Annotated in this window: 20 protein-coding genes and 1 tRNA gene; 4 read left to right on the top strand and 17 right to left on the bottom strand. The window is 46.5% G+C overall.

The window, feature by feature from the left end:
* Positions 1-109: 109 nt before the first annotated feature.
* The gene (gene thrC / locus BC792_RS06555; RefSeq protein WP_148908186.1) at positions 110-1,417 is read left to right on the top strand and encodes a threonine synthase; all 1,308 of its coding nucleotides are present in this window, start codon (positions 110-112) and stop codon (positions 1,415-1,417) included.
* A 403-nt stretch (positions 1,418-1,820) separates the two neighbouring features.
* On the top strand, positions 1,821-3,005 hold the full coding sequence (locus BC792_RS06550) for a class I SAM-dependent rRNA methyltransferase (protein WP_148908185.1): 1,185 nt from the start codon (positions 1,821-1,823) through the stop codon (positions 3,003-3,005).
* A 96-nt stretch (positions 3,006-3,101) separates the two neighbouring features.
* Here the strand turns inward: BC792_RS06550 and BC792_RS06545 are convergent, their stop codons facing one another.
* The 10 genes from BC792_RS06545 to BC792_RS06500 form a co-directional block, all read right to left on the bottom strand.
* The gene (locus BC792_RS06545) at positions 3,102-3,854 is read right to left on the bottom strand and encodes an SGNH/GDSL hydrolase family protein (RefSeq protein ID WP_148908184.1); all 753 of its coding nucleotides are present in this window, start codon (positions 3,852-3,854) and stop codon (positions 3,102-3,104) included.
* Positions 3,855-3,891: 37 nt separating this feature from the next.
* Positions 3,892-5,082, bottom strand: coding sequence for an aspartate aminotransferase family protein (locus BC792_RS06540; RefSeq protein WP_482240269.1), 1,191 nt, complete (start codon positions 5,080-5,082; stop codon positions 3,892-3,894).
* Positions 5,083-5,190: 108 nt separating this feature from the next.
* On the bottom strand, positions 5,191-5,631 hold the full coding sequence (locus BC792_RS06535) for a hypothetical protein (protein ID WP_246154885.1): 441 nt from the start codon (positions 5,629-5,631) through the stop codon (positions 5,191-5,193).
* Positions 5,631-6,467 carry a hypothetical protein gene (locus tag BC792_RS06530; protein ID WP_148908182.1) on the bottom strand — a complete coding sequence of 279 codons (837 nt, stop codon included), beginning with the start codon at positions 6,465-6,467 and terminating at the stop codon, positions 5,631-5,633. The genes BC792_RS06535 and BC792_RS06530 overlap by 1 nt, the downstream gene beginning before the upstream one ends.
* 34 nt (positions 6,468-6,501) lie before the next feature.
* Positions 6,502-7,047 carry an RNA polymerase sigma factor gene (locus BC792_RS06525; RefSeq protein ID WP_148908181.1) on the bottom strand — a complete coding sequence of 182 codons (546 nt, stop codon included), beginning with the start codon at positions 7,045-7,047 and terminating at the stop codon, positions 6,502-6,504.
* A 22-nt stretch (positions 7,048-7,069) separates the two neighbouring features.
* Complete coding sequence (locus BC792_RS06520) at positions 7,070-8,023, bottom strand: transketolase family protein (RefSeq protein WP_148908180.1); 954 nt, start codon at positions 8,021-8,023, stop codon at positions 7,070-7,072.
* Between the two features lie 77 nt (positions 8,024-8,100).
* On the bottom strand, positions 8,101-8,949 hold the full coding sequence (locus tag BC792_RS06515; RefSeq protein WP_148908179.1) for a transketolase: 849 nt from the start codon (positions 8,947-8,949) through the stop codon (positions 8,101-8,103).
* A gap of 398 nt (positions 8,950-9,347) precedes the next feature.
* Positions 9,348-9,902, bottom strand: coding sequence for a NifU family protein (locus BC792_RS06510; protein ID WP_148908178.1), 555 nt, complete (start codon positions 9,900-9,902; stop codon positions 9,348-9,350).
* Between the two features lie 64 nt (positions 9,903-9,966).
* Complete coding sequence (gene purB, locus BC792_RS06505) at positions 9,967-11,316, bottom strand: adenylosuccinate lyase (protein WP_148908177.1); 1,350 nt, start codon at positions 11,314-11,316, stop codon at positions 9,967-9,969.
* 740 nt (positions 11,317-12,056) lie between these two features.
* The gene (locus BC792_RS06500; RefSeq protein ID WP_148908176.1) at positions 12,057-12,275 is read right to left on the bottom strand and encodes a hypothetical protein; all 219 of its coding nucleotides are present in this window, start codon (positions 12,273-12,275) and stop codon (positions 12,057-12,059) included.
* A gap of 387 nt (positions 12,276-12,662) precedes the next feature.
* On the opposite strand from BC792_RS06500, the gene BC792_RS06495 reads away from it, so the two are divergent.
* A complete protein-coding gene (locus BC792_RS06495) occupies positions 12,663-14,012 on the top strand; it encodes an acyl-CoA dehydrogenase family protein (RefSeq protein ID WP_148908175.1) in 1,350 nt (449 codons plus the stop codon).
* Between the two features lie 66 nt (positions 14,013-14,078).
* Here the strand turns inward: BC792_RS06495 and yidC are convergent, their stop codons facing one another.
* The 5 genes from yidC to rplS form a co-directional block, all read right to left on the bottom strand.
* The gene (gene yidC / locus BC792_RS06490; RefSeq protein WP_148908174.1) at positions 14,079-15,896 is read right to left on the bottom strand and encodes a membrane protein insertase YidC; all 1,818 of its coding nucleotides are present in this window, start codon (positions 15,894-15,896) and stop codon (positions 14,079-14,081) included.
* Positions 15,897-15,935: 39 nt separating this feature from the next.
* Positions 15,936-17,543 (bottom strand): CTP synthase, encoded by a 1,608-nt coding sequence (locus BC792_RS06485; protein WP_148908173.1) that lies wholly within the window; start codon positions 17,541-17,543, stop codon positions 15,936-15,938.
* Between the two features lie 246 nt (positions 17,544-17,789).
* Positions 17,790-18,866, bottom strand: coding sequence for a family 10 glycosylhydrolase (locus BC792_RS06480; RefSeq protein ID WP_148908172.1), 1,077 nt, complete (start codon positions 18,864-18,866; stop codon positions 17,790-17,792).
* Positions 18,856-19,959, bottom strand: coding sequence for a carbohydrate-binding family 9-like protein (locus tag BC792_RS06475; protein ID WP_148908171.1), 1,104 nt, complete (start codon positions 19,957-19,959; stop codon positions 18,856-18,858). The genes BC792_RS06480 and BC792_RS06475 overlap by 11 nt, the downstream gene beginning before the upstream one ends.
* Positions 19,960-20,110: 151 nt before the next feature.
* Positions 20,111-20,458: a 50S ribosomal protein L19 gene (gene rplS, locus BC792_RS06470; protein WP_148908170.1), complete on the bottom strand. Its 348-nt coding sequence runs from the start codon at positions 20,456-20,458 to the stop codon at positions 20,111-20,113.
* Between the two features lie 316 nt (positions 20,459-20,774).
* On the opposite strand from rplS, the gene BC792_RS06465 reads away from it, so the two are divergent.
* Positions 20,775-20,848: transfer RNA gene (locus BC792_RS06465), tRNA-Pro, on the top strand.
* A 300-nt stretch (positions 20,849-21,148) separates the two neighbouring features.
* Here the strand turns inward: BC792_RS06465 and BC792_RS06460 are convergent.
* Both BC792_RS06460 and BC792_RS06455 read right to left on the bottom strand, forming a co-directional pair.
* Positions 21,149-21,928, bottom strand: a complete 780-nt coding sequence (locus tag BC792_RS06460; protein ID WP_246154884.1) for an ISAon1 family transposase — start codon at positions 21,926-21,928, stop codon at positions 21,149-21,151.
* A complete protein-coding gene (locus BC792_RS06455) occupies positions 21,921-22,274 on the bottom strand; it encodes an ISAon1 family transposase N-terminal region protein (protein WP_148908169.1) in 354 nt (117 codons plus the stop codon). The genes BC792_RS06460 and BC792_RS06455 overlap by 8 nt, the downstream gene beginning before the upstream one ends.
* Positions 22,275-22,486 lie beyond the last annotated feature (212 nt).

The raw sequence follows: 22,486 nt of genomic DNA, 5'->3' as shown, positions 1-22,486 counted from the left end.
GGCTGGCCCATGAAGAAATGGTATACATATGAACACTCATGTTTCCGGGATTGAACGGAGTGAGCACGTGAATGTCATTGAAAATAAACACCATTGAAATTATACATATATGAAACTATATAGTACCAATAATAAAGATTTGCGGGTCTCCTTTCAGGAGGCTGTTTTCAACTCTCTTCCTGCGGACAGGGGGTTATATATGCCGGAAGTCATTCCGCAGTTAGATGCCGCATTCATCCGCAATATACAGCAATATAGCCTACCGGAAATCGCTTTTGAGGTGTCCAGAGCGCTTATAGGGGATGACATCCCGGCCGGAGACCTCAAGGCTATCGTTGCCGATGCCATTAATTTTGATGCCCCCGTGAAGTTTCTCGATGCAGGAACAGCCGTACTGGAACTGTTCCATGGCCCGTCTTACGCATTTAAAGATTTCGGAGCCCGCTTCATGAGCCGGGTGATGGGGTATTTTTCCAGGGAGGGCGACGCCCTGCTGGACGTCCTGGTTGCAACCTCGGGCGATACGGGAGGAGCTGTTGCGTCGGGCTTTCTTGGCGTGGAAGGGACAAGGGTTACCATTCTGTATCCCAAAGGAAAGGTCTCCAAAGTGCAGGAAGAGCAGCTAACCACCAATGGACAAAATATACGGGCGTTGGAGGTCAATGGCACGTTCGACGATTGCCAGATGTTGGTAAAGACGGCTTTTAATGACACCGAACTGAACGGCGAACTGAGGCTCACCTCGGCGAATTCCATAAATATTGCACGGCTTATCCCACAGACATTTTATTATTTCTGGGCATATGCACAGCTAAAAACGCAAGGCGTGAACGACGTAGTATTCAGTGTGCCGAGCGGAAACTTCGGAAACATCGGCGCCGGACTGTTAGCATATAAGATGGGGCTTCCCGTTAAGCATTTTGTTGCGGGCACGAACGTGAATGATACGGTGCCCCGCTTCCTAAAAGATGGCCGGTACGAGCCGCGCCCGTCGGTCCAGACGCTGGCCAATGCCATGGATGTCGGAAACCCCAGCAACTGGGTGCGGATACAGGATATGTTCGACAATGACCTACAGACGTTGCGTAACGTCATCTCGTCGTATACCTTTACGGATGAAGAGACAAAAAAAGCGATGGATAGCCTTTACACGACTTTTGGCTATATCGCGTGTCCGCATACGGCTATAGCCTACTTGGCCGCGAACGCCTATAAGCAGGCGTATCCAGGCGAATATGCTTCTGTCTTTTTGTCGACGGCTCACCCTTGTAAATTTCCGGAGGCGATATCAAGCGACGTGTTCGAGCATGTCGTGCTACCGAAAGGTGCAGAAGTTCTGGCGGGCAAGCCGAAGCTGGCGACGCCGATGGAGCCTGACTATGCTGTATTCAAAGCTTATCTATTACAGAACAAATAATATGTTTGCTTTTTCAGCTATACGGATATAAGACGGTGCATTGTGGAGGACGTGTGTGTTTAGCCGTGTTATATTACCTGCGTCCGGCTATGCTTTGTGAGTCGGAAATTCAATAGCCATGTCAGGTAAAGACGCCTTCGTACAGGCCTATCCGGGATAAGTCGAGCGAAGGCAACGCAGCTTGGCGTAGCTATTGGATTAGATTCTTTGTCAACTTCACTTTGAAACGGCCGTCATCTTCCTGAAAACGCCTCGAAATAGCCTGCTATTGCTTGGTAATTTCCGGTCGAATCAGCCATTCAAGAATCGAATGCAGCTTATTAAGGGCCGACCATCCTGTTTATAGATGAAGAATGTAACTTTTCAGGTCCAGTAATAAAAAGGAAAGACTATTTTTGCAGGAATGAACGAAATAACGCTACATAAGGGAAAAGATAAAGCCGCATGGCAATTACATCCCTGGATATTTTCCGGAGCGATAAAGCGGGTTAACGGAAGCCCTGAAAACGGAGCTGTAGTTAGCGTTTTTAATGCCGAGAGCGAATTTATAGCTTACGGAGTCTATAATGCCAACTCCCGCGTTGCGGTAAGGCTGCTGGAATGGAATCCCGACATCGCGATTGACGAGCTCTGGTGGCGGGACCGCTTGCGTCGGGCGGTGCACCTGCGGAAGCACCTGTTGACCGAAGAAAACGACACGGTGCGCCTTGTCTTCGCTGAGGCCGACTTCCTTCCGGGACTCATTGTCGATAAATACGCTGATTATCTATCAATTCAGGTGCATTCGTCGGGGCTGGAAAAAGTAAAATCGGTGATCGTCGATGAGTTGGTCGGTTTAGTCGCTCCCATGGGAATTTATGAACGTAGCGATTTAAAGTCGCGTGAGCACGAGGGATTGGCAGACGCCAACGGCCTATTGTACGGCGAACTGCCACCGGAATTCGTCCGCGTCGTTGAAAACGGCATACAGTATCAGATTAACATCGTCGAAGGTCAGAAGTCAGGCTTTTACTGCGATCAGCGTGAAAACCGCTGGCTGACTGCCCAATATTCCCGAGACAAGCGGGTGTTGGATTGTTTCTGCTACTCGGGAGGCTTTACGTTAAACGCCATCCGCCACGGAGCGTCGGCGGTAGTGTCTGTTGATAGTTCTGCCTTAGCCGTAGAAACGCTGCGAAAGAATATCGAGACAAATGGATTCGACGCATCCAACCATACCGCGATTCAGTCGGACGTAAACAAGTACCTCCGTCAGCTCGGCGAGGAGGGGCAGCGATTTGATGTGATAATATTAGATCCTCCAAAATATGCACCTTCACGCTCCACGCTGGAAAAGGCGTCGCGGGCTTACAAAGATCTGAACAGACGGGGCCTCATGCTATTGGAAAGCGGAGGATTGCTTGCTACATTTTCCTGCTCGGGCGCCATGGATATCGACACTTTCAAACAGGTGATTGCCTGGGCAGCGCTGGACGCGGGCAAAGAGATCCAATTTATCCGCCAGTTTACGCAGCCTGAGGATCATCCTATCCGAGCCTCTTTTCCCGAGGGCGAGTATCTCAAGGGTCTTTTGGTGAGAGTCGTTTAGTGCTGATGCAAATCGGGTGATCTACGCAAGGCACCCAGAGAAAGAACGATTTAGCGAAAGGCTATGGACCTGCAGGCCCATAGCCTTTCTTTATGGTTATTTGATAACATCAAGCCAGGCCTGCGCCATCAGGTTAGCTCCTGCCAATGACGTATGAACTCCGTCGGTCGTCCAATAATCGCCGCTGCCACGGCTGGCGGCCTTATCGAAAACAGTTTGATAAGGCAGGAATATCGCGTTGAACTCCTTTGCAACTTCTTTTGCGGCTTGCTGATAACCTAAGAAGTCGGGATACCAGTCGTCGTTCACGTGCTTAACCCCTTTGACACCGAAAGGTTCACCGATAATCAACCTTACATCGGGAAGCGCTTTTAATGTGCGTTCTATAAGCTGTTGATATTGCTGCTTATATTGGGCAGGTGTATTCTGGGCACCTCTGTCCTTTGTGCGCCAGAAGTCGTTGACGCCGATAAGTATGCTTAATACGGTCGGACGCAGCGCGAGGGTGTCCGTATCCCAGCGGTCAAGCAGATCAGGCACACGGTTGCCGCTAATACCGCGGTTGTAAATCTGGATGTTCTTATCGGCGTATTTATTCAACAGACAGCTGCCGGCGATCATGGCGTAGCCGTTTCCAAATGCTGCTGTGTTATTTGCCTCAAGGTTATCCCTCTTCCGCCCTGCATCGGTGATGGAGTCGCCCTGAAAGAGGATGACATCGTTGGGCTTAACGGTAATTTTTGAAGCCGGTTTGAGCGACGCGTCAGCTGCCAGAAGTCCTTCTGACATGGTCATTGTTGCCCCCAGGGCCAACAGGCCTTTAGCGAGAAATGTTCTTCTTGATTCCATAGACTAAGTAGGTTTACGTTAGCCTAAGTTAGGCTTTTTAGCAGAACTTTTCAATCCCTTCCAACACTATTTCACATGCCTCACGGATTTCCTGTTCGGTAATAGTGAGTGGGGGCGCCACGCGTAAAGCTGTGTCACAATGGAGATACCAATCGATCATAACCCCTTTTTTCGCGCAGTAGTCGCTGACGGCGTACACCTGCTCGAAGGATTCCAGTTGAAGGCACATCATTAGTCCCATCCCGCGGATCTCCCTGATTTTTGGTGTGTGAAGGAGTGTACGGAATAGGTTGGCTTTATCGTCTACAGACGCCAGCAGGTTGTTGTCCCGAATAACGTTGAGCGAAGCGAGCGCTGCTGCACAGCTCACCGGATGTCCGCCAAAGGTCGTGATATGTCCCAACATCGGATTGTCTTTGATGACGTCCATAATCTCCCTGCGGGCAACGAACGCTCCCAAGGGCATCCCGCCGCCGATTCCTTTAGCGAGCATGAGTATATCGGGAACAATATCAAAGTGCTCGAAAGCGAACATTTTACCTGTTCTTCCGAACCCTGTCTGTATTTCATCGAATATAAGGACGGCGCCAACCTCGTCACACCGCTGCCGTAGGGCCTTCATAAACGTCTTCGACGGTACGCGGACACCGGCCTCGCCTTGTATCGCCTCCAGAATAACAGCTGCGGTGTCCCCGCCGATCGCGGACAGCGAACTGCTGTCGTTAAACCTGATGAAGCTGATGTCGGGCAGCAACGGTGCATAGGCTGTTCTATAAGCCTCATTACCAATTAGGCTTAAGGCTCCTTGCGTGCTTCCGTGGTATGCTTTTTCGGCAGCAATGATCTGTCGGCGGCCGGTGAACTTCTTAGCGATTTTCATGGAGCCTTCGACAGCTTCGGCGCCGCTGTTGGTGAAATATACCGATTCAAAAGAAGAGGGGAGGTTCTCCAGAAGCTTGGTCGCAAATTGCACCTGCGGCGCCTGAACGAACTCGCCATAAACTGTTACATGTAGATATTTTTCCAGCTGTTCGTGGATGGCTTCGATAACCTTTGGGTGGCGGTGTCCGATGTTGCTGACATTAAAGCCCGACACAAGATCGAGGTAACGTTCTCCGTTAGGACCATATAGATAGACCCCTTCGGCTCTGACAATCTCGAACAAGCGGGGGGTAGCGGAAGTTTGGGCGGTATTCTTAAGAAATAGTTCTCTGTTACTGATCATCATCTGTAAAAAGACAAAAATACGAATAAAAGCGAAGGATAAGTACTGTATTGTTGCCGCGGACAGTTTAGGATTCCTCTACATAAAAAAAAGAAGCCAAATTAGCTTCTTTTATCTATTTCTTCTTTGTAGCTCCTTGTAGAGTAGCTCTCGAAAGTTCTGTTCAATGACAAAAAATTGCGACGCCCGTGAGTTTCCGATCACCTCGGCGAACTTCTTCCGAAATTCTTTTTTTATGTTCAGTTCTTTTGCGTCGTACGAGAGTACGTCACGACTGCCGGAGCCATTGAACGAATTTACACCGCGGGGCGCGGACGTGCTGTTCCCTGTCTTCGCCGATTTTAAAGCCCACATCTCTTTATTATATTGATTATAAAGGGGGAAAAAACGCTGCGCTTCCGACTGCGACAGGTTTAATTCTTTGGTGATATAGGCCACCTTTTCATTTTCAATGGCAGCGAAACGCTTTGAATCGCGAGGCTGTCCCTGCGATGGCAACGTGTACAGGATGATAGCACATAGGGTAACCAAAATATGTTTAAAACGTAACATTATAACATGTAATTTAAATAGTCCTCAATATCATCTTCTTTTATATGACTACCAACTCCTTCCGACTCTTCGGGCTGGTAGAGGTATTCCGTGATATAAAGAATATCATCACTGTCGTTTGATGACGCTAGATAGTTGATAATTTCCTGCTCCGGTATAGAAGCTAAATGAGCTTCAATATTGTCTTCGTTTTGTTCTTCTTGGTTTAAGACCGCATTATAGGAAGCTGTACCCAACACGGTGGCTACACAGGCTGCTGCTGCATAACGTATCCATTGGTCGATTCTCAGGGAACGTATAACAACAGGTTCCTTCGGCTTTTCGTTTTCCGGACTCGTCTTTGAGATAATGCTTGACGTAAGGCCGTCGAAATATTGATCTGGTACAACAAAACCGGCCGCGGGGATGTTGCTTCTTAATTTCTCTTCAAATATCCTCGCTTGAATCCGGTCCGGCAGATGGTCAAAATAATCCGCTGGCGGCGACGGCAGATCCTGTTCCGAAGGCAGGATCCTTTCGAGGCGGGTCTGCTGCTGGATGTTGGACGTTAACGCAGCAAAATAGCCCGCAGGCACTTCCCATGGCTCCGCCTTACTTAGCTGGCTCTCTAGCCGGATCTGGGTCGTAATACGCGCGTCTAATAGATCAAAATAATCCTCCGGCACCGTGAAGCCGTGCCTTTCCACGCCTACATTTTTTTCTAAACCTACCTGAGCATGTATAGACAACGATAGCCCGTCGAAGTAATTTTCAGGTACGACGAAAGGATTCAAACGACATGATTCGGGTACATTTAAACCGTCCATTCCCTCATGATATGTGTTATTTTCCTTCATAGTCCTTATTTAGAGTACAAAAGTTCTGCAGGGTTTAATCGTTCGATGCAAAAAAGTGCTCTATTTTTTTTACCGCTAGATGATAGGAGGCTTTAAGGGCTCCGACGCTGGTTCCCAGGATCTCCGATATCTCGTCGTATTTTAGATCTTCGAAATATTTCATGTTAAATACCAGCCGTTGCTTTTCGGGGAGTGTCAGTAAGGCTTGCTGCAGTTTCATTTGCGCTTTATCGCCATTGAAATAGCTGCCTTCCGCTAAGGTGTCGGCAAGGTAAGCAGAACTGTCGTCATCCAACGACATGTTCTGCTTTTGTTTTTTCTTGTTAAGAAACGTAATACACTCGTTCGTAGCGATGCGGTAAAGCCAAGTGTACAACTGAGAGTCTTCCCTGAATTTATCCAAATTCCGCCAAACCTTAACGAAGATATCCTGAACAAGATCATCGGCGTCGTCGTGATTTATAACCATCCGACGTACATGCCAGTATATCTTCTGCTGGTATTTTTTTAGTAAATAGCCAAACGCTTCCTCGCGTGTGCGTTCATCCGCAAATTTTGATATGATTAGGGCATCCTCCATTTGTCTATTACGGATTTCTTTCTTATTTTCTGGTTATCACTTTTCGTGCCGCCGCAACGATAGAAGTGGCGTTTAAGCCATATTTTTCCATGAGCTGAGCGGGTGTTCCGGACTCGCCAAAACTATCGTTTACCGCAACGAACTCCTGCGGTGCCGGATGTTTGGTCGCTAATAGCTGTGCAACACTGTCCCCTAGCCCGCCAAGACGGTTGTGTTCCTCGGCCGTCACGACGCATCCTGTTTTTGTCACCGACGCCAATACCGCTTCTTCATCCAGTGGCTTAATGGTGTGGATGTTGATGATTTCGGCCTGAATACCTAATTTTTCAAGTTCTTCCCCAGCCTGAATAGCTTCCCATACGAGGTGACCGGTGGCTATAATGGTGACATCGGTGCCTTCGTTAAGCATAACAGCTTTGCCAATTTCAAACTTCTGATCGGCAGGAGTGAAGTTAGGAACCACAGGGCGGCCAAAGCGTAGGTAGACGGGGCCTTCATGATCTGCAAGTGCGATGGTGGCAGCTTTTGTCTGGTTGAAATCACACGGGTTAATAACAGTCATGCCGGGTAGCATTTTCATCAATCCAATATCCTCGAGGATTTGGTGCGTAGCGCCATCTTCTCCGAGGGTAAGTCCCGCGTGGGAAGCACAGATTTTTACGTTTTTACCCGAATAGGCGATAGACTGACGGATCTGGTCGTAAACGCGTCCGGTAGAAAAATTCGCGAACGTTCCTGTGAAAGGGATCTTTCCTCCGATCGTTAAACCTGCCGCAATGCCCATCATGTTGGCTTCCGCAATACCGATCTGGAAAAAGCGCTCGGGAAATTCTTTGATGAAATCATTCATTTTTAAAGACCCGATAAGGTCTGCACATAGCGCCACAACGTTCTCGTTCTGCCGGCCAGCTTCTAATAAACCAGCGCCAAACCCCGAACGTGTGTCTTTTGATTCTGTATAAGTATATTTCTTCATTTATGTTAAGTCTGTAGATATTAGTACTCGGTATTTTGGAAACCTAATGTCTATTATCTTTTATCTTACATCTACTGTTAATAATCTCCGATGGTTCTTGGTAATTGATTAAGAGCCGATTCGAGCTGTTCATCATTGGGAGCTACTCCGTGCCATTTGTGCGACCCCATCATGAAGTCGACACCTTTACCCATTTCTGTGTGAAGAAGAATAATAACAGGCTTTCCTTTGCCGGTGCGCGATTTTGCTTCGTCCAATCCCTGAACGACCGCAGCCATATCATTTCCCTTTTCAACTTCGAGCACGTCCCAGCCAAACGCTTCCCATTTCGCGCGAAGGTTTCCTAAGGACAATACCTGATCTGTCGAGCCGTCAATCTGAGCGTTGTTATAATCTACTGCAGCGATAATGTTATCCATCTTGTTGTGCGGCGCATACATCGCAGCTTCCCACACCTGGCCTTCCTGCAGCTCACCGTCGCCCATTAAAACGTAAACAAGACTGTTGTCTTTGTTCAGCTTTTTGGCCTGAGCAGCGCCTATCGCGACGGACAACCCCTGTCCTAATGAACCGGAAGCTACCCGGACGCCCGGAAGATGTTCATGTGTCGTGGGGTGGCCCTGAAGACGGGAATTGATCTTTCTAAACGTTGCCAGTTCGCTTACCGGAAAATAACCGGCTCTGGCCAGCGTACTGTAGAATACCGGTGAAATGTGACCGTTCGACAGAAAGAATAAGTCTTCGCCGATGCCATCCATATTGAAAGATGGATCATGCTTCATCGCATGGAAATATAGGGCGACGAAATAATCCGTACATCCTAAGGAGCCGCCCGGGTGTCCAGACTGACAAGCGTGTACCATACGAACAATGTCACGTCTTACCTGTGAAGCGATCTGCTCAAGTTTGTTGATATCTGCACTCATTTTAAATATAATGTTTCGAATATTTTGTTGGTAAAGTTAATGATTTTTAAGGGAGTAGTTGGATAAAAGTTCAATTTCGTTTAAGAATGCAGGGGTATATGTCGAACCTTGATCCGACCTGGCTTGATTGTGGAGAGAAATCTTCGCCGACGCGCGGAAATGAGAGCTAACATGCTTCTTCATAACGGTGTTAATACACAATAGGTAAGCGCACAGTTATAAGAAAAGCGTTATTGCCAGGCAATAACGCTTTTCTATCGTTTGGGTAAATATCCTTCTATGCTCTGACGCAAGCCGTACGGGAGGAGATCCGCAACAGCCGCTGCTATCTCACTGCTCGATTCGCAATACAGAACCCCTCTACCGGCAGGACAATCTATACTGTAATCCGTGATCGCTTACAGCGCTTCTGCCACGACTTCTTCTACCTCAGGTACCATACGTTTTAATAGCCCTTCAATTCCGGCTTTTAAGGTGATGGTCGACGATGGGCATCCACTGCAGGAGCCGCGTAGCTCTACCGTGACAATACCGTTGTCGAACGATTTATAGGCTATGGCCCCTCCGTCCTGCTCCACAGCTGGACGAACGTAGTCGTGAAGTACCTGTTGTATCTTCACTTCAACATCTGATCCTTCAAAGTTTACGTCTTCGGAATGGGCAACAGGTTTAACTGACAGTTCCGACTCCACAGCCCCTTTGACGAAGTCTTTCAGTAGCGGTTCGATGTCTGACCACTCCACACCTTCTGTCTTGGTTATGGTCACGAAATTGCTTGCGAAGAACACGCCTTCTACAAAATTAAATTTAAAAAGCTCCCTCGCGAAGTCAGACTCCTGTGCTTTTTCTCTGGAAGGATAATCCAAACTTCCGTTGATTAAGAGCTTGTTAACCAAAAACTTCATGGTCGAAGGATTCGGTGTAGATTCGGTATATACGTTAATTGTTGCCATAGTTATATATTAATGGACAAAGATACATGAAAAGTGAAGTACGCCCGTCATCTGCACGTCAAAGCTATAGTGATACACCGGTGTAGTTGCCTGGAGTAATCGATTTGATCTCAGCTTTAACTTCATCGGGAACATTTAGTCCGTCAACAAATGTGGCAATCGTTTCCTGCGTTACCTGTGTATTTGTACGGGTCAGGTCTTTTAAGGCTTCATAAGGTTTCGGATACCCTTCCCGACGTAAGATCGTCTGGATGGCTTCCGCCACTACGGCCCAGTTGTTCTCCAGGTCGGCTTGAAGCGCAGCCTCGTTCAGAATGAGCTTGCGTAGGCCGCGGAGTGTAGATTTTATGGCTATAAGTGTATGGGCAAACGGAACGCCTATATTTCGCAATACAGTGGAATCGGTTAGATCGCGTTGTAAGCGCGATATGGGAAGTTTGGCAGCCAGGTGTTCAAAAAGTGCATTGGCGATGCCTAGATTTCCTTCAGCGTTTTCGAAATCGATAGGATTAACCTTATGCGGCATAGCCGACGAACCGATCTGTCCCGCGGTAATCTTTTGCTTAAAGTAGTCCATGGATATGTACGTCCACATGTCGCGGCATAAATCGATTAAAATGTTGTTTATGCGTTTCAGTGCGTCGCAGCTTGCAGCAAAGTTGTCGTAATGCTCTATTTGGGTAGTTGTTTGGGACCGCGATAGTCCTAATGTTTCATTCACGAACTTGTTCGCGAACGCTACCCAGTCTGTGCTGCCGTAAGCTACATGGTGGGCGTTGAAATTTCCCGTAGCCCCGCCAAACTTAGCAGAAAAGGGGATTTGTCTGAATAGCTCTATTTGCTTTTCGATACGTTCGACAAAAACCTTTACCTCCTTTCCGAGGCGGGTTGGCGACGCCGGCTGTCCGTGTGTCCTGGCGAGCATCGGCACTTCCTTCCAGGAATCAATAAGTCCTTTCAGTTCGGTGATAACTTCGTCTATCTGCGGAAAGTATACCTGGTTTATCGCTTCCTTCCACGAATAGGGTATAGCGGTGTTATTGATGTCCTGGGACGTGAGCCCGAAGTGGATGAACTCAAGCGAGTCGTGCAAACCGAGCTTCTCGAATTCGTTTTTCAAGAAATACTCGACAGCCTTAACGTCGTGGTTGGTGATTTTTTCCTTCTCTTTGATCCACTGCGCGTCCTCAATAGTGAAATTTTGGTAGATCGACCGCAGGCGCTCGTTTAAGGACCCGTCAAAGTGAGCCAGCTGTGGTATGCCGGATTCACATAATGCTATAAAGTATTCTACTTCTACCAGAACGCGGTATTTAATCAGTGCGAACTCCGAAAAAAAGTTGGCAAGCTCGTGGGTAGCGTTATAGTAACGTCCATCAATTGGGGTGACAGCGGTTAGGGGCGATAAACTCATGATCAAAGTGAAACTAATATGTTAACAAAATTTCGTGTTGCAACGGCATCTGTTTTGCCGGTAGCGTTATGGCAAAAGTAAGAAAAGTCGGTGACGTACCCTAAAAACTTTCATGATTGCACGGTAAGGAGTGTGGCGAAGTCAGAGAAAGTTACAGATGAGAACATGGTAATGATGTAAAGTCGTTGATTTGTGAAATCGTCGATCGTGAAGAGCGCTGCGTAGTGAGGTGAAGGATGCCTAAAAAAGTGCAAAAGCCGTCGTCGCGAGGAAGTACGACGACGAAGCAGTCTAATCGCTAATCATGAATCAGAAGGGACATTTTTTACCTCTCTTGACATTGTCTATCCTTCGGCAGGCTCCGGATGACAATGTCGGGCTGAGCGTGTTGAAGCCGAGTGGGCCGAACTCGTACGATGGACCCCCAAATAGTTTTCATCTGACGTCTAACTTCTGATTTCTCACATCTCACATCTCCCATCTCTTATCTTGTTTTTAACACAAACAAAAATGAAATATACTTAAAAAATGGAGTTTTTTTGGCCGAAAAACGTTTAAAAAAAAATGACCGTGGCCACTTTTTCAACTCAAGGTTCGTTTTTGCAGAATGACCGCGGTCATTTTAGAAAATGAACGTTCCATTTTTTTATTGACCATGGTCATTTTTGGGTTAAGAGCACAAAAAAAGCGGTGTCCATTTGGACACCGCCTTCATAAAGTATCTTTAAATACTGTTCGGATTATTGAACGTTGTTTAAAGAATCAGCGATAGAATCACCAGTAGATTTTACTGAATCAGCAACGTTGTTTAAAGAATCAGCAATAGAATCAGTAGAAGCTTCTACTTGATTAGCCAATGAATCAGCAGCTTGCTCAGTTTTAGTTTCTGCACCACCACATGAAGCGAAAGCGATAGTCAAAGCTAAACCTAAAAATCCGAATTTAAATAAATTTTTCATTTTTAATTGTCTATTTTAATTGAAACAAATTTGTTTATTTATCCTTTAATACCCAGGTACCGAAAAGGTAACCCAACTTTGATAAAAAAAACGAAAAAAAAGCTGAACATCTTGGTTATCACGCTTTTAATTATTTTCTTCTCCAAAGACAGGCGCAAATATAACACTGTTTTGTTGAATTGCAACAATAAAAGCATTTTTTTGTAAAATCCTTTCCGTATTAGGGTTCAAGTCCATCATTTCCGTAAGAAGGCACCTCGTCATGGCTATATATGAGGTGTTCCTGCAGGAGCACTGAATGGTCGGAGATGGTGGCACTTTTTGACCGACGAAACAAACACTTCCTTTAAAAAAATGTTACTTTTATAAATAAAGCCGTATAAAACCATGATAAAAAAGCTAAAGAATATTATCAGATTATTGAGGTCGGTCGACTTGGAGCAACTGGAGAAGGTAGCGAAAAAGGTTGATTTGGCGGCCGTGATGCAGGCTGTTTCCAAGATGGACGACGCGCAGCTGAAAGGCGTGATGAAGATGTTAACCAGCACGGGAAAGAAACGGGAAACACCGCCCGTGAACGCAGATTTTTATGAAGTAGAGGCGAAGCTTTCGCCCGAGGACAGGGCTCTTCAGCTAAAGGTACGTGACTTTTTGGAACGTGAGGTTAAGCCTATTGTGAACAAATATTGGCTACACGACGAATTCCCCTTTGAAATTATCCCGAAGCTGGCCGGGCTTAACGTCTGTGGATACGTGTACAAAGGGTACGGCTGTGCCGGCGGTTCGTCGCTTATGGACGGTATAATAGCGGCCGAATTCGGGCGGATAGATCCTTCTATCGCTACCTTTTTGGGAGTGCAAAGCGGACTGGCGATGGGGTCTATCTATATGTGCGGTTCGGAAGAACAGAAACAGGAGTGGCTGCCCAAGATGCAGCGTCTGGAGAAGATCGGGGCCTTCGGTCTCACCGAGCCGGAGGTAGGCTCGGCCACGGCGGGAGGGCTGACAACGACATGTCGCAAAGCCGAAAACGGCTGGGTGTTGAATGGTCAGAAGAAGTGGATTGGAAACTCGACCTTTTCCGATATCACAATCATCTGGGCGAGGGATGTTGACGATGGACAAGTTAAAGGTTTTATCGTTCGTAAGGAAAATCCGGGCTTTATGGTTGAAAAGATCAAAGGGAAAATGGCACTACGCATCGTACAAAATGGATTGATAACATTGACAGACTGCGTGGTGCCGGAAAGTGATCGGATGCCGTTGGCTAATAGTTTTAAAGATACGGCAAAGGTGTTGCAGATGACACGCGCAGGGGTGGCATGGATGGCCGTGGGATGTGCACGTGGTGCTTACGAGAACGCGCTGGATTATACGCTTAAACGTAAGCAGTTCGGAAAGCCGATAGCGTCGTTCCAGCTGATCCAAAATCATCTGGTCGAGATGTTATCCAATCTGACGGCCATGCAAACCCTCGTATTCCGGCTATCAGAGCTGCAGGATGAAGGCAAATTAAAAGATGAGCATGCTTCGTTGGCGAAGGTCTTCTGTACTCTTCGGACAAGGGATATTGTCTCGCGGGCAAGAGAAGTGATGGGAGGGAACGGAATCTTGTTGGAGTATAACGTGGCCCGCTTTCTTGCTGACGCGGAAGCCATCTATTCTTATGAGGGAACAAAAGAAATCAACTCGCTGATTGTAGGCCGGAGCATAACAGGGTTTAGCGCTTTCGTGTAACAGGAAACATAGAACACAAAAAAAGGAAGCCCAGATATCATCCGGGCTTCCTTTTTTATTACATATTTATTTGTTTTTCTTTTGCTGAGCGGCCTGTTGCTGGCGCATCATTTCTTCCATCTTTTGTTGGAAAGAAGACTTTTTTTGCACCTTTGGAGTCTTCTTATTTTCTTCGATTTTCGCCAGTATTTTCTCGTCATCGATGAACTGACGGATGATAACCTGGGTCAAAAATGTGAAGACCGCGGCAAGGAAATAGTAGTAATTTAATCCGGCAGGGAAGTTGTTCAGAACAAAGAAGAAAATCAGTGGCATGATATAGCCGATGTACTTCATCTGATTGTTTGCCGCTCCCGATGTCGCGTTGTTGTACCACGTTGTCAACAGGGTGGTCAAGGTCATCAGCACGCACATCAGGGAGATGTGGTTTATTCCAAATATAGCCGGGAAGGTAACCGGTGCGTCGTAGGTGGACAGGTCTTTGACCCAAAGGAAACTCTCTCCTCGCAACTCAAACAAGTTGGGGAAGAAGAAAAAGAACGCCAGCGTGAAAGGCATTTGCAGCAGCAGAGGCAAACATCCTCCCAACGGGTTGACGCCGGCTTGCTTATAAAGTTTCATCTGTTCCTGTTGGAGCAGCATCGGGTTGTCTTCTCCGACTTTTTCTTTGATCTCGTCCAATTGAGGTTTCAGCACGCGCATTTTAGCCATAGACTGGTAAGACTTATATGTCAGCGGGAAGAGAAGACCTTTTAGGAAAATGGTCAGAATTAGAATTATAATTCCGTAACTCAGGTGAAAGCCGTCTAGAAAGTCAAAAATAGGTACGGTAATAAACTTGTTGATCCATCCCATTGGCCCCCATCCCATGTTGATGATTTTCTGGAAGTCGTTGCCTTGGGCTTTTAATACCTTATACTGATTTGGCCCGAAGAAAAAGTTAAACGTGTAGTGGTTGTCTTTCTGTCCGGAGAACGCTAAATCGGCAGAGGCTTTATAGTGTTTGACAACATTTGGGCTGCTATCGAATTTTACGGCCAGCTCAGCGTTGTTTAACGGTTGGTTCGACGCAAGTACCGTGGAGAAGAAGTGCTGCTTAAAGGCGATCCAGTTAATTGTCTCGTCCAGCTTCTCGTTGTCGTCGCTTGTTTCCGAAAGGTGGTCTACGTTACCGTTTGCCTCTTTAAAGAATATTGTGGATTTTTCACGCTCGGACGTGCCGTTTAGTTCCTTCTGTAATAGGGTGGTTTCCCAGTTGAGCACAATACTGCTGGTCTTTACATCCATCAGATGTTGGAGGCCTACCGCTTTAACGTCAAGTCCTAAGTTAAAGTCGTTGCCCTTAATGGAGTACGTATACTCGAGGTATTGGTTGGCGCTATAGTTGGCGCGGAATGTCACCGATTGTGCCGATTCGCCGGACACGGAGATGTTTCCTCCCTGCGGGGCGAAATTCAGCTCGCTGGTATTGACGTTTTCGCCGTTTGCTTTGAATACGAAGCCGAACTTATTGTGGTTCTCTTCCAAAAGCATCAGCGGTTTGCCGTCGAAGTTCGTTTCGTTTTTTAGCTGAACAGATTTTACCTGTCCTCCACGCGAACTGATCTTCGCGATAAGTAATTCATTTTCGAGGGTGACAACCTGTTCTTCACCGAGGCGTGCTTCGCCGAAAGGTTTGCTTAAAATAGCTGAAGAGTCTATTGTATGCTGCGTAGCGACTTTTGCCGTATCCGATAGTGGTGGAAGCCCTTCCTTGACTCTTTTCAGCGAATCCTGCAGCCGCTGTTCTTGTTTTAGCTCCTGTTCGGAGGGTTTCATCAGGTAAAACGAACCTGCTAAAATTCCGAAGATAAGTACTAATCCAATTAGGGTATTTCTATCCATTTTTTACTGTTTAATTTTCAATATAACATTCGTTCCTGTTTAGCTTTTCTTGTTAGCCAAAGAAGCGGCTACAAAGCTAACAAAAAGCGGGTGAGGATTTGCAACTGTTGACTTTAATTCCGGATGAAATTGTCCGGCAACGAAGAACGGGTGGTTTTTGAGTTCAACGATTTCCACCAGTCCCGTGGTTGGGTTTATTCCAGAAGCAATCATACCTGCTTCTTCGTATTGCTTCAGGTAAGCATTGTTAAATTCATAACGATGTCTGTGCCTTTCTGAAATTTTTGTTTTTCCGTAGATGCTGTGTGCTTTTGTTCCTTTCTTGATTTCACAATCGTAAGCCCCAAGACGCATGGTCCCGCCCATATTTTTGATAGACTTTTGCTCCTCCATTAAGTTGATAACCGGGTGGGCCGTTTTGTCATTCATTTCAAAGCTGTTCGCATCGGTTAAACCCAGCACATTACGTCCGAACTCGATAACGGAGCACTGCATGCCCAAACAGATGCCGAAAAAGGGGATCTTGTTCTCCCGTACATATTTAATAGACGCCAGTTTTCCGTCGAGGCCCCGTTCGCCAAATCCGGGCGCTACTAAAACACCGTCCAGGTCTTTGAGTTTTTCATGTACGTTTTCTTCGTTTACGCTTTCGGCAGCTACGTACTGCACTTTAACTTTGGTTTCGTTGACAGCACCCGCATGAACAAAGGCTTCTACGATAGATTTGTAGGCATCGGGAAGCTCCACGTACTTTCCGACGAGGCCGATGGCGACTTCGTTTGTCGGATTTTTTAATTTACCGAGGAAGGTCTTCCAGCTATCTAAGTCAGGTTCGTTCTTCGTGGAAAGCTTGAGTTTGGCGAGTGCCGTTTTATCGAGCTGTTCTTTCAGCATGTTTAAGGGAACGTCGTAGATCGTTGAGGCATCTATTGATTCTACAACGGCATTGATATTCACATTACAGAACTGTGCCAGCTTTTTGCGGATCTCGTGTGTTAATTTGTGCTCGGTACGGCAAACCAGGATATCAGGCTGTATACCATATTCTAAAAGCGTTTTTACAGAGTGTTGTGTGGGTTTTGTCTTTAATTCGCCAGCAGCAGCGAGATAAGGCACAAGGGTAAGGTGGATCACAAGCGAGTCGCTGTTGCCTAACTCCCAGCGGAGTTGTCTTACCGCCTCAATGAACGGAAGCGACTCGATATCCCCGACCGTTCCCCCTAATTCGGTTATAACAATATCGTATTCACCCGTCTGTCCAAGGAGCTGCATACGACGTTTGATTTCGTCTGTTATGTGCGGGACTACCTGTACCGTTTTCCCGAGGTAGGCACCGGCCCGTTCCTGTTCGATGACATGCTGGTAGATACGCCCCGTTGTTACATTATTTGCTTGAGATGTCGGAACGTTCAGAAAGCGTTCATAGTGGCCGAGGTCCAGGTCAGTTTCCGCACCATCTTCTGTAACGTAACATTCTCCATGTTCGTATGGGTTGAGGGTTCCCGGATCAATATTAATATAGGGGTCGAACTTTTGAATGGTCACTTTAAAACCGCGAGCCTGGAGGAGTTTGGCAAGAGATGCTGCAATAATGCCTTTTCCTAACGACGAGGTAACGCCGCCCGTAACGAAGATATATTTACTCATAGCAATAATGGAATTTCAACTATTTTGAACCCAAAAAAAGGTTCTAAATCTGCTTTATGTACGGGATACAAAGATATGATTTTTTCGAGACTAACCGAAATTAAAAAACTTTCTTCGGTGTCTGCCGGGCGTTTTTGTTACTTCCGATCTCCGTCGCTCGGGGAAGCGCGGCGCCCGGATGGTAACCGCGCGTGGCAATGCATTTGTTGAGAGCCTTTGGCAGTGCGCCAAAGGCTCATTTAATACTTATCTTATCGATCGTAATAAATCGATCGTTGGCTGATCGAAATCAGTTTCTCCAAAGAGGGAAATGCCGGCCGCACCGTTGTTTTTGGCGAGGATGATGCCTTGCTTCAGCTCGTCAATAGAACGGAAATCAGGGATATATAATCCGGCATATAACGGGAATTTTCCGTTCAGCGTCTGCACACCTTCGGCCACCGCCGTACCGATCCAATGGATGGGCTCCTTGTAGAACCCGTGGTAAATCATGGGAAACACGGCCGACAGGTTCCAATTCGCCCAATCCTGGCGCACAATCCGTTTGGCGAGATCAGGCGTCGGGAAGACGGCTGCGGTCACGGGCTTCTTGTAGTCTTCCGCTGCGGCGCAGATACGGTTGACAATCTTATTAATCTGTCGATACCGGAAGGAGCGCCATGATAGACTCTGTTCGGGCCGCTCAACCTTGTCGATGTCAATGCCGGTTTCCTTCAGGAATGCGGCTTTACTGTATGTGCTATAGCAAAAATCATAGTCAGGAAGTTCTGTAGACTGATCCAGGTTGTAGTTTTCCCACAGATTTACGGGAAGAACAACATCTGGGTAGCGGATGTAGTCCAAATGTAAGCCGTCTATATCTTCTTTCTCCAGCTGTTCTCGCGCTTTTTCCTCCAGATAGGCAGGAACATCGGGGTGGGATGGACACAAAAACCGGTAATAACCTACGTACGGTGGGTTGGTGGCACATGACTTTCCCGACCTGCTGACGGCATAGTATTCGGGGTGTTGAGATAAGAGCTCTTTTTCGCCCCGGTTCATTGTCCACATCCAGCGGTGTGTCTCAAGGCCCTGCTCTTTGGCTAACTGAAAATGCTTCTTGCTGTAGCTTTCAAAGAAGATGCCACGGACGCCGGCCTCCCGATAACTTTTATAACGGGTCTTCAATTGAAGTTCTGTTTCCTGTTCTCCCGGCCTTGTCCACAGCCAAAAATCGAATGTAAAGGGAAGTTTGGTGTTTTCGGCTTTTGCTGAAACCCCGCTCCATTGTAGTACGGCCAGTCCCAGCCCTGCGTGCTTGATAAAGTTTCTTCTAGTAGTCATAGTTTATGTGGTAATTTCCATAGCTATCAATGGTAACAGTGGTATTCGACGCGTCGTCTTTAACTCTCAATAAATAAAAGGATTTAGCAGGGTTTAACGTGATGGAATGTGCGGTCTTTTTGAGGCCACCGGCGACCAGGTCGGTATACGCAGGTAAGGTTGTCAGCCGATCGGTGTATTTTCCGTGCTGCTTTTTGTGGATCTGCTGTAGATGGAAAATGTTCCATACCGTTTTTTCGAGGTCGGCTGTCGCCGGTAAGAGAGAAGGGTTGGTATTCTCGGTAAAACGGGGATAACCCCAGCGTTCGGGGTGATGCATGTTGATGACGCCGATAGGAGACCATACCCAGTTGTCTTCTGGAACAAGCCGGCCGTTTGCCTTCTTCCGTTGGTAGGAGTTTTTCACGATGTCATGCTGCCATTGAACCCTTGAGAAATTAATCCTCCAGAATACATCTTGTTTCGGAGGCATTTTCTTGCCGAACGTGGTTAAAGAACTGAACGGGATGGCCATCTCTATGGCCCAATATTGGTCCACATCGGCGGGATTGTTGTTCGTTCCTTCAACATGAACGGCACTTCGTAGCCCCTTGACATCCCAGTGCATAATCGCTTCGCCGCCGAGGCGATACGTCTTTGGCATCATGAGATCCATAACCGTATTCAGGGTGTTGATCTCAATCTCAAAGTAGAATGGATGCTGATCGAAAGGCTTAATGAATATTTCGAAGTCGTTGTTGTGGTAGATGATGGTGTCGCGCTGGCGCAGGTTTCCCCATACGTGCGGCTCCTCCAGCTGGGCGTAGATGTAAAGGTTATCGTCGTCCCACAGCATCTTGGCTTTGGTGTTGTGTCTGGGGACCGGCCTCGTCGGCCCCTCGATATCAATAAAGTCGGTTGTCCACGATGCTGTGCTCCATGCCTCTTCGTCTGCTTTTCCGTCAATGTGAATGGATGTGCGGGCTTTTAATGCGTTATATACGGCCGGCGTTGTCTGCATATTCTTTATCTGCTCGACGTTGAGCTGTCCTTGTGCTTCGCTTGGAAGGTGTAGAATAATAGCTGCTGTTAAGGATATTAATATGTGCTTCATGTTTGGGGTTAAAATACATAATTAAAGGCGGAGAAAGCGATTGTAACATAAATTTTGTAAGGTCTTCGGCGGAAGAGACAGAAGGAGGGGGGGTAAAAAAAAAGCTTCCACAAATGTGAAAGCTTTTTTTATGTCTTGAAGAACGAGCTGATTAAACGCGTCTACTTTTAATACGAGCGGCTTTACCGGTAAGGCCACGTAGGTAGAATAATTTAGCGCGACGCACTTTACCGTAGCTGTTTACTTCTATCTTTTGAATGTTTGGTGAATTTACAGGGAAAATACGTTCAACACCCACACCGTTGGAAATTTTACGAACGGTAAAAGTAGCGTTAGCACCTTCGCTGTTTAATTGGATCACTACACCCTGGTACACCTGAACACGCTCTTTATTTCCTTCGCGAATTTTATAATGAACGCTGATGGTATCTCCGGCTTTGAAAGCGGGAATTTCATTTTTTACTACCGCTTGTTCTTCTACAAATTTTACTAAATCCATGATTTCGAGTAATTATTAACGATTTATATCCTGTAAAAATCGGACTGCAATATTACAGCTTTTTTCTTAAATAAAAAAATACTTTAAAAGAATTTTCGCCACTCTTTTACAAGTGCGTGCAAAGGTACGAAAAAAAAATCAGCCGTACCATGGTTTCTTTTTAATTTTTTATTTTCTTCTGACGGGTTGACGTCCGTCTGTTGTTAAAATTATCTATCACGCTTTGAGCTCGTTAGCGAAATATTCGTGTATAGCTCTTGACGGAGACAAAATATGCCGTATATTTGTGCCACACAAAACAAAGGTGATACCTTTTCGGGGTGTAGCGTAGCCCGGTATCGCGCCACATTTGGGATGTGGAGGTCGTAGGTTCGAATCCTGCCACCCCGACAAAAAAGCTCGACGAAAGTCGGGCTTTTTTCGTTTCGGGGCAGGATGAGAACCGTGGGTTCGATTCGCGGCCATGCCGAAATTTTTTTGCTGGGGTAGTGTTTTTTTTAAGCATACAATTTCATCCTCCGATGTAGGAAAAGGTTGTGTCCCTTGCTTCCCCTAGATGCTTCTAACAGCTTTTAATTTAGCATTGAAAGATTCTGTTGAGGCATTTGTACGTCTATTGTCGATGTAATGCGGAATATTTTGGTCGGCTGTATATCTGGTTACATTCTTAAAAGATGTTATACCGCATTCTCAACAGTTGTGCCATAGGGTCAGTTTGGTAAAAGCTACTTTCTTGTCTTTGCATTTATTGAAGATATCGCCAAGGGTTATTCCCAGGTCATGTGCCTTTTTTAGGAGAGGAAACCGTAGAAATAAGAGTTCTGCCCGGTGTTTCTGACTCTCCGTCCATCTTGTGGGATGCTTGAATAGCAGGTATCTTGACCTTGCCAGCAGCTGTTTGAGGGTATCACCATTGGGCAGTACTTCAGGATCATAAGGAACACCGTTTTTACGTGCCCGGGCAATCTTTTTACTTTCTTCATCCAGCACCTGCCAGCGGTATCTGATACGTAGTTCCTGAACAGCATCATAAGCAAGCTTCTGTACATGAAACCGGTCAATAACCCGTCTGGCATTCCTGAAACACCTACGGATAGCCTTTGCCATATTGGGAGCCATATCCATCGTTACTTCCTTAACTTTGTTTCTTAGCCTGAGCGGAATACGTTCTAATACAGCGATAATATCTTCTGCCCTTGTTCCTTTAATGGCAGCTACAATGGTTCCCTTTTTGCCCTTGCAGGCTTTGCTGCTTACGATGGTGTAGAGTTCGCCATTGCTAAAACTGGTTTCATCGATACCCAGCTGCGGGGATATATTGTTAGGGAATACAGTCCAGTACTCCGCATGAGGTTTCTGGTCCCAGTCATGAAAGTCGCTCAGGTGATTCTTATACTGATCCTGGAGCTGTTTGCCATCCAGCTGGAACAGAAGCCCCAAAAGATGGGCACTGATCGGATAGTTATCCAAATATCCCCTTTAAAAAAAGCCCGAATTCCGTAGTCATTCGAGCACCTTCACGCACCAGGTTCCAATCCCGGGTAATGATCTTCTGTGTATCCAGCACCGTCCAACGCCTGCGTCTAATATGAAGTGTAACTTTCTGACCCCGAATGGGAAAGTCTTTAATCTCTGAAACAGGCATGAAACCCTTGGATTCCAGTTTACTGTTTTCATAACCTGAAGGAACAATATTTTTTTCGTCCAGGTGGATATGGAGTTCTTTATCCTGTTGGACAACTTCCATGATATCGAAATAATCTAACAGCCCTTCGGGCATTAATAAGGCCAATAGTCTTCGCTCAGCGTCTTGCAAGGTAATATATTTTAAGACTGCTAAACTAAGAATTTATTTATATCCCCCCAAGAATTCTGCTTGATCCGAGTTTGGGTCCTGTGGGGCTAAAGCAATCCTGCCACCCCGACAGCACGCGCTTAGAAAAGAAACTTTGCGTGCTTCTTTGCGAGACTGGTCAATGGCGGTGTCGCAGAGATAAAAGAAGAAGTTTCGCTAGATCCACAGGATAC

The sequence above is a fragment of the Sphingobacterium allocomposti genome (genome assembly GCF_008124885.1).
GTDB classification, from domain to species: Bacteria; Bacteroidota; Bacteroidia; order Sphingobacteriales; family Sphingobacteriaceae; genus Sphingobacterium; species Sphingobacterium allocomposti.
This window is presented reverse-complemented; position numbering and strand designations above follow the sequence as displayed.

Coding starts and splice junctions, on each gene's coding strand:
- thrC (WP_148908186.1), top strand. CDS start 110: ATGAAACTATATAGTACCAATAATAAAGATTTGCGGGTCTCCTTTCAG.
- BC792_RS06550 (WP_148908185.1), top strand. CDS start 1,821: ATGAACGAAATAACGCTACATAAGGGAAAAGATAAAGCCGCATGGCAA.
- BC792_RS06545 (WP_148908184.1), bottom strand. CDS start 3,854: ATGGAATCAAGAAGAACATTTCTCGCTAAAGGCCTGTTGGCCCTGGGG.
- BC792_RS06540 (WP_482240269.1), bottom strand. CDS start 5,082: ATGATGATCAGTAACAGAGAACTATTTCTTAAGAATACCGCCCAAACT.
- BC792_RS06535 (WP_246154885.1), bottom strand. CDS start 5,631: ATGTTACGTTTTAAACATATTTTGGTTACCCTATGTGCTATCATCCTG.
- BC792_RS06530 (WP_148908182.1), bottom strand. CDS start 6,467: ATGAAGGAAAATAACACATATCATGAGGGAATGGACGGTTTAAATGTA.
- BC792_RS06525 (WP_148908181.1), bottom strand. CDS start 7,047: ATGGAGGATGCCCTAATCATATCAAAATTTGCGGATGAACGCACACGC.
- BC792_RS06520 (WP_148908180.1), bottom strand. CDS start 8,023: ATGAAGAAATATACTTATACAGAATCAAAAGACACACGTTCGGGGTTT.
- BC792_RS06515 (WP_148908179.1), bottom strand. CDS start 8,949: ATGAGTGCAGATATCAACAAACTTGAGCAGATCGCTTCACAGGTAAGA.
- BC792_RS06510 (WP_148908178.1), bottom strand. CDS start 9,902: ATGGCAACAATTAACGTATATACCGAATCTACACCGAATCCTTCGACC.
- purB (WP_148908177.1), bottom strand. CDS start 11,316: ATGAGTTTATCGCCCCTAACCGCTGTCACCCCAATTGATGGACGTTAC.
- BC792_RS06500 (WP_148908176.1), bottom strand. CDS start 12,275: ATGAAAAATTTATTTAAATTCGGATTTTTAGGTTTAGCTTTGACTATC.
- BC792_RS06495 (WP_148908175.1), top strand. CDS start 12,663: ATGATAAAAAAGCTAAAGAATATTATCAGATTATTGAGGTCGGTCGAC.
- yidC (WP_148908174.1), bottom strand. CDS start 15,896: ATGGATAGAAATACCCTAATTGGATTAGTACTTATCTTCGGAATTTTA.
- BC792_RS06485 (WP_148908173.1), bottom strand. CDS start 17,543: ATGAGTAAATATATCTTCGTTACGGGCGGCGTTACCTCGTCGTTAGGA.
- BC792_RS06480 (WP_148908172.1), bottom strand. CDS start 18,866: ATGACTACTAGAAGAAACTTTATCAAGCACGCAGGGCTGGGACTGGCC.
- BC792_RS06475 (WP_148908171.1), bottom strand. CDS start 19,959: ATGAAGCACATATTAATATCCTTAACAGCAGCTATTATTCTACACCTT.
- rplS (WP_148908170.1), bottom strand. CDS start 20,458: ATGGATTTAGTAAAATTTGTAGAAGAACAAGCGGTAGTAAAAAATGAA.